Raw genomic sequence first — 6,166 nt, 5'->3', positions numbered from 1 at the left:
AGAGTAACCAGTCAGCACGGAAAGTGACCTTCGCGCGGCCCTGGGGAACCGCGATATTTCGAGGATGTGACGGTGGGGGCGGAGCTGCCGACGAAGGTGAAGGGTCCGTTGACGACGACGGACGTGGTGGTGTGGCACCTGGGCTGGGGGATGCAGCTCACTCCACCGGGTGCGTTCCGGTTGGCGCACCGGGTGCGGGTGAAGGCCCCGGGGCTGTATCCGGCCAACGCCCTGAATATTCCGGACACGGTCCAGCGGTTGCGCTGGGAACCGGCGCGGGCGCAGGAGCTGGGGTTGCCGACGTCGTACGACTACGGCGCCATGCGGGAAACGTGGTTGTGTCATCTGCTCACCGACTGGATCGGTGACGCGGGCTGGTTGTGGAAGCTTTCGGTGCAGCACCGCCGGTTCAACTTCGTGGGGGACACGACCTGGTTGAAGGGCCGGGTGACGGACAAGCGGCAGGTGTCCGGGCGCAACGGGGTCGAGGTTCGTAACGAGGTCGAGGTCGAGGTGTGGGCGGAGAACCAGCGGGGGGTGACGACGTCGCCGGCCAAGGCGGTGGTGCTGCTGCCGAGCCGGACCGGTGGCCAGGTCCTCCTACCGACCCCGCCAGCCGATTCCCCCGACGGCATCGTCCGCCACGAGATGGACCGCATCGCGGCGGAGGCGAACGCCGGGTCCTAAACGCCGGGTCCTAGACGAGTCCTTCCCCAGCCTCGCCCCGACCGCGAGCTAGTTCGGGCGGGGCCGCGGCAGGTCGCTGCTTGACGAGATCGAGCACCTAGTTTACAAAGATGGCGGTGTGCTGCACGTCTCACGAATCGTCGACCGGGCCCGTTGAGACGCGCCGACAGGGCCGACCCGTCCCGCCCGGACCCACCTGCAATCGATCACTTCGCGGCTGCGCCGACGGAGGGTGAGGGGAGACATCGCCTGCGATGACCCAACACATCGTCTTCCTGCTACTCGGGCTGGGGAGCGGAGCCGTCTTCGGGGCGCTCGCGCTCGGCCTGGTGGTCACCTATCGCAGCTCGGGCGTGGTCAACTTCGCCACCGGCGCCATCGCCCTCTACACCGCGTACACGTATGCGTTCCTGCGCAAGGGCGAGCTGCTGCTGCCGATCCCCGGCTTACCGAAGACGCCGACTGGGGCCTGTGGCCCGCCCTGGGCGTCTCGCTGGTCATCGCCGCGCTGCTCGGAGTCCTGCTCTACGTGCTGGTGTTCCGGTGGCTGCGCGCCGCGCCGCCGGTCGCCAAGGCCGTCGCCTCCATCGGTCTGCTCATCGTCTTCCAGGCGCTGCTGGCCCAGCGGGTCGGCACGACGCCCGTGTCGGTGAAGCGGATCCTGCCCAGCGACAGTTACACGATCGGCGACCTGCGCATCCAGGGTGACAAGCTGTGGTTCGCCCTGACGATCGTCGTCCTCGCGCTCGCCCTCGCCGGAGTCTTCCGCTTCACCCGCTTCGGCCTGGCCACCCGGGCCGCCGCCGAGACGGAGAAGGGCGCGCTGGTCACCGGCCTGTCGCCGGACCGCATCGCGCTGGCCAACTGGGCCATCGGCGCCGTGGTCGCCGGCCTGTCCGGCATCCTGATCTCACCGATCGAGCCGCTCATCCCGGTCTCCTACACGCTGTTCATCGTCCCGGCGCTCGCCGCCGCCCTGGTGGCCGGCTTCAACTCCCTGGGCCTCGCCGTCGGCGCCGGCCTGCTCATCGGGATGGTGCAGTCCGAGCTGCAGTACCTGCAGTCCCAGCACTCCTGGCTGCCGCAGCAGGGCCTGGGCCAGCTCGTCCCGCTCGTCGTCATCCTGGCGTACCTGGTGTTGCGCGGTCGGCCGCTGCCGACCCGCGGCATGCTCATCCGCGCCAACCTCGGCCAGGCGCCCCGGCCGCGCCACCGGCTGCTGAACATCGTCATCCCGGCCGCCGCCGCGGTCGTGCTGCTGGTCGTCACCTCGGGCTCGATGCGGGCGGCGGTCGTCACCTCGATGCTGCTCGGCATCGTCACGCTCTCGCTGGTGGTCGTCACCGGGTACGCCGGCCAGGTCTCGCTCGCGCAGCTGACCCTCGCCGGGGTGGGTGGCTTCCTCGTCAGCCGGATGACGACCGACTGGAACATCCCGTTCCCGATCGCACCGCTGCTCGCCGCGCTCGACGCGCTGATCATCGGTGTCGTCGTCGGCCTGCCCGCGTTGCGCATCCGCGGCCTGCCCGTCGCCGTCGTGACACTCGCCCTGGGCATGGCGGTCGAATCGATCTGGTTCCGCAACCCGGACGTCAACGGCGGGACGGCCGGGGCGAAGGTGGCCGATCCGAAGCTGTGGGGGCTCAACCTGCGCATCGGCGCGGGCGAGAACTACCCCCGCATCCAGTTCGGCCTGCTCTGCCTGGTGGTCCTCATCGGCGTCGCGCTGGCTGTCGCGGAGCTGCGGCGCAGCCGCCTCGGCGCGGCCATGCTCGCCGTGCGCGCCAACGAGCGCTCGGCGGCGGCCGCCGGCATCGACGTCGCCCGCGTCAAGATCGCCGCCTTTGCGATCGGGTCGTTCATCGCGGGCCTCGGCGGTGCGCTGATGGGCTACCAGCAGACCCTCGTGGACGCCGAGTCCTTCTCCGTCGTCGGTGGGCTGGCGCTGTTCGCCACCGCCTACCTCGCCGGAATCACCTCGGTCTCCGGCGGGCTGCTCGCCGGCGTCATCGGCGCGGGCGGGCTGCTGTTCGTCGCGCTGGACAAGGCGGTCGATCTCGGTAGCTGGTACCAGGTCATCACGGGTCTCGCCCTGGTCCTGTCCGTGCTGCTCAACCCGGAGGGCGCCGTCGGCCCCGTCCACGCCTGGTGGGCGGCTCAGCGGGCGAAGCGGCTGCGCGTCGAGCCGCCGGTCCTGCCCACCGTCGACGCCACCCCGCCGACCACCGCGTCGACCACCCCCGCCGGCGAACCGGCCGCTGCCGTCGCGGTGGCGGCGACCGTGGACGCCGAGCGGATCCTGCTCACTCTGCGCGGAATCGGGGTGCAGTACGGCGGGGTACGGGCCGTGCAGGATGTCAGCCTCGGCTTCCGCCGGGGCCAGGTGATCGGTCTGATCGGCCCCAACGGCGCCGGTAAGACCACCCTGATCGACGCGATCAGCGGGTTCACCGCCGCCACCGGCGAGGTCGAGTTCGAAGGCATCCGGCTCGACGGGCTCAAGCCGCACCACCGGATCCGCAAGGGCCCGGGGCGCACCTTCCAGGGCATCGAGCTGTACGAGGACCTCTCGGTCGCCGAGAACGTCTCCGTCGGCGAGGCCGCGGCGCGCAGCGGCGGCGGCCGGCTACCCGCGGATCACGCCGACTACCTCGACCGGCTCTATCACGCGCTGCAACTGCACGAGGTCCGCGACCGCCCGGTCCGCGAGCTGTCGCAGGGCCACCGCCAACTGGTCTCGATCGCCCGGGCGCTCGCCGGCCGGCCTCGGGTGCTCCTGCTCGACGAACCGGCCGGTGGCCTGGACAGCACCGAGAGCCTCTGGCTCGGCGGGCGGTTGCGTGAGGTGGCTCGCACCGGGGTGACGATTGTGCTCGTCGACCACGACATGAACCTCGTGCTCGGCGTCTGCGACCGGATCGTCGTGCTGGCGCTCGGCGCGGTGATCGCCAGCGGTTCACCCGAAGAGATCAAGAATCATCCGGCGGTCGCCGAGGCCTACCTCGGCAGCACCCCCGTTTCGCCACAGCCCGCGCCTGCGCCCGGACCGTCCGCATCGCTGGAGAAGGAGAGCGTCGGTTGACCGTCTTGCTGCAGACCCGGGGGCTGAACGCGGGATACGACCGGGTGCCGGTGGTGCGCGGTTTCGATCTGACGCTGCGTGAGGGTGAGGTCGTCGCCCTGCTCGGGCCGAACGGAGCCGGCAAGACCACGGTCCTGCTGACGCTCGCCGGGCTGCTGCCCGCGCTCGGCGGCGAGGTCACCGTGCATGGGCAGGGCGTGAACCGGGCCAATCCGCGGGCGCTGTCCAGGCTCGGCGTCGTGCTCGTGCCGGACGACCGGTCCCTGTTCACCACCCTGACCTCCCGGGAGAATCTCCAGCTCGGGCAAGTCAAGGGCGGGCTGAGCGTCGACGAGGTGCTGGACTACTTCCCGGCGTTGCGCAAGCGGCTCGACGTCCGGGCCGGGATGCTCACCGGCGGTGAGCAGCAGATGCTCGCCATCGGACGGGCGTTCGTGCAGCGTCCACGCATCCTGCTGATCGACGAGCTCAGCATGGGCCTCGCCCCGGTCGTCGTGCAGGAGCTCCTGCCGGTCGTGCGGGCGGTGGCCACCGACACGTCGGCGGCGGTGGTGCTCGTCGAGCAGCACGTGCACCTGGTCATGGGCATCGCCGACCACGCGGTCGTGCTCGCGCACGGCGAGGAGGTGCTGGCGGGGCCCGCAGCCGAGCTACGGGCGAAGCGCGAGCTGCTGGAGCGGGCCTATCTCAACGAGCGGCACGCCCCTCGAGAGGCGGTCGCCTGAGCGCCGGCGAATCGCGTTCGCCGTATTTCCGGCGTTGCTTTCGGCGCCCAACCATTTGGTAATGCATTCCGGCGCTTGATGGCGGTGTCCGGGTGCCGCCGGGACCGGCGCACTCGGGTTCACCGGAGTCGGCCACCGGTGCATCAACGGGACGCGGTCGGGTCGCTATCGGGAGCGCCTGGTTACCGCGAAGCGGCGGTCATCCACTCCGTTCTCTCGACGAATTTGGTAACCTATATGACTAAGATTACTAGGTAATTTTTGTTGCGCTTTCGGGCGGCTGCGGTCGTTGCCGCCGGCGAAGACGGACCGGAATCGGGATCGAGCGGGTCGCGCGACCGGCGGGGACACCCGGCTTCCTACCGGGTGGCCTGACGGTGAGATGGAGGAGCAGTGGGCACGAGGAGCAGGTACTGGCACGGCGGGCACCGCGGCGTGCGGGCGGGAGCAACGTTCTTAGTCCTCGGCCTGGCATTGTTTACCGGCAGCCTGTGGCGGCGGGAGCAGCGGCGACGACGCGGGCGGTTCGTCCGGGCCGACCGCGGCGACCGCGACGCTGCCGCCGGGTACGAAGGCGGCGGGCGCGCCGGTGAAGATCGGTTTCATCACCGCGGAGGGCGGCAGCGCGATATCTCTGCCCGAGGTCCGCGAGGGCGCCCAGGCGGCCGTCGCCTACGCCAACGACTACCTTGGCGGCATCGGCGGGCGGCCGATCCAGCTTGTCGTCTGCAAGTCGCAGGAGGACGCGGCCTCCGCGCGTACCTGCGCCAACGAGATGGTTGAGTAGAAGGTCACCGCGGTCGGCACCGGGACCACCGGCTTCGGTGACACCCTCGTGCCGGTCATCACCGGCGCGAAGATCCCCTACGTCACGGGCACTGCGACCGCCGGTTCCGAGTTCGTTACCGATGGTGTGTTCTCGTAGACCGGGGCCTTCCCCGCCACGCTGGGCACGATGGCGAGCTACGCGAAGGAGAAGGGCTACAAGCGGGTGGCGCTGTTCGTCACGGACGTGCCGGCCGCGATCACCGGGGCGAACGCGCTGGGCAAGCCGGTGTTCCAGAAGTCCGGCGTGGACCTGGACGTCATCTCCATCCCGCGGGGCTCGGCCGACGCCACCTCCCAGGTGACCTCGGCGATCGGCAAGAAGCCGGACGCGCTCGCGCTCGTCGGCGACGCCACCCACTGCACCTCGGTGTTCAAGGCCTTCCAGGCCGTGGGCGCCACCCAGCCGAAGTTCGTGATCCAGCCGTGCGTGTCGAAGACCGTTGACGACGCGGCGCCGGGCCAGCTCGACGGCTCGATCCTGTTCACGCCGTCGGACACCGACTCCGACGACCCGGAGGCGAAGCTGTACCGCACGGTGATGGCCAGGTACACCCCGAAGAGGCAGACCGACGGCTACGCGGTCACCGGCTACCAGACGGTCCTCGGCCTCGCGCGGGCGCTCAAGGGCATCAGCGGTGAGGTCACCCCGGCCTCGGTGACCTCCACCCTGAAGACGGCCAGGAACATCACGATGCCCGCTGGTCACGGGCTGACGTTCTCCTGCGACGGCAGCGCCATCCCGAGCCTGAAGGCGCTGTGCTCGGCCAGCTCCGTCGAGGCAACTCTCAAGGGCACCAAGGCGACCGACGTCAGGACAGTCAACGCGGCCAACCTGTTCGCCGCC

The 6,166-nt window shown here is 70.3% G+C and carries 5 protein-coding genes; all 5 read left to right on the top strand.

Annotated elements, in window-relative coordinates:
- The first annotated feature begins 72 nt into the window (after positions 1-72).
- Entirely contained in the window at positions 73-687 is a 615-nt protein-coding gene (locus G6R25_RS19995) for a hotdog family protein (protein WP_235949208.1), read from the top strand.
- Positions 688-1,156: 469 nt separating this feature from the next.
- Entirely contained in the window at positions 1,157-3,769 is a 2,613-nt protein-coding gene (locus tag G6R25_RS19990; protein ID WP_473246920.1) for an ABC transporter permease subunit, read from the top strand.
- Entirely contained in the window at positions 3,766-4,494 is a 729-nt protein-coding gene (locus G6R25_RS19985) for an ABC transporter ATP-binding protein (RefSeq protein WP_163554169.1), read from the top strand. Before G6R25_RS19990 ends, G6R25_RS19985 begins: the two co-directional genes overlap by 4 nt.
- Before the next feature lie 589 nt (positions 4,495-5,083).
- Complete coding sequence (locus G6R25_RS27990; protein WP_235949206.1) at positions 5,084-5,281, top strand: ABC transporter substrate-binding protein; 198 nt, start codon at positions 5,084-5,086, stop codon at positions 5,279-5,281.
- Between the two features lie 168 nt (positions 5,282-5,449).
- A partial coding sequence (locus G6R25_RS19980; protein WP_235949204.1) for an ABC transporter substrate-binding protein occupies positions 5,450-6,166 on the top strand: 717 nt, incomplete at its 3' end.

This window comes from Candidatus Frankia alpina (assembly GCF_902806485.1).
Taxonomy (GTDB): domain Bacteria; phylum Actinomycetota; class Actinomycetes; order Frankiales; family Frankiaceae; genus Frankia; species Frankia alpina.
This window is presented reverse-complemented; position numbering and strand designations above follow the sequence as displayed.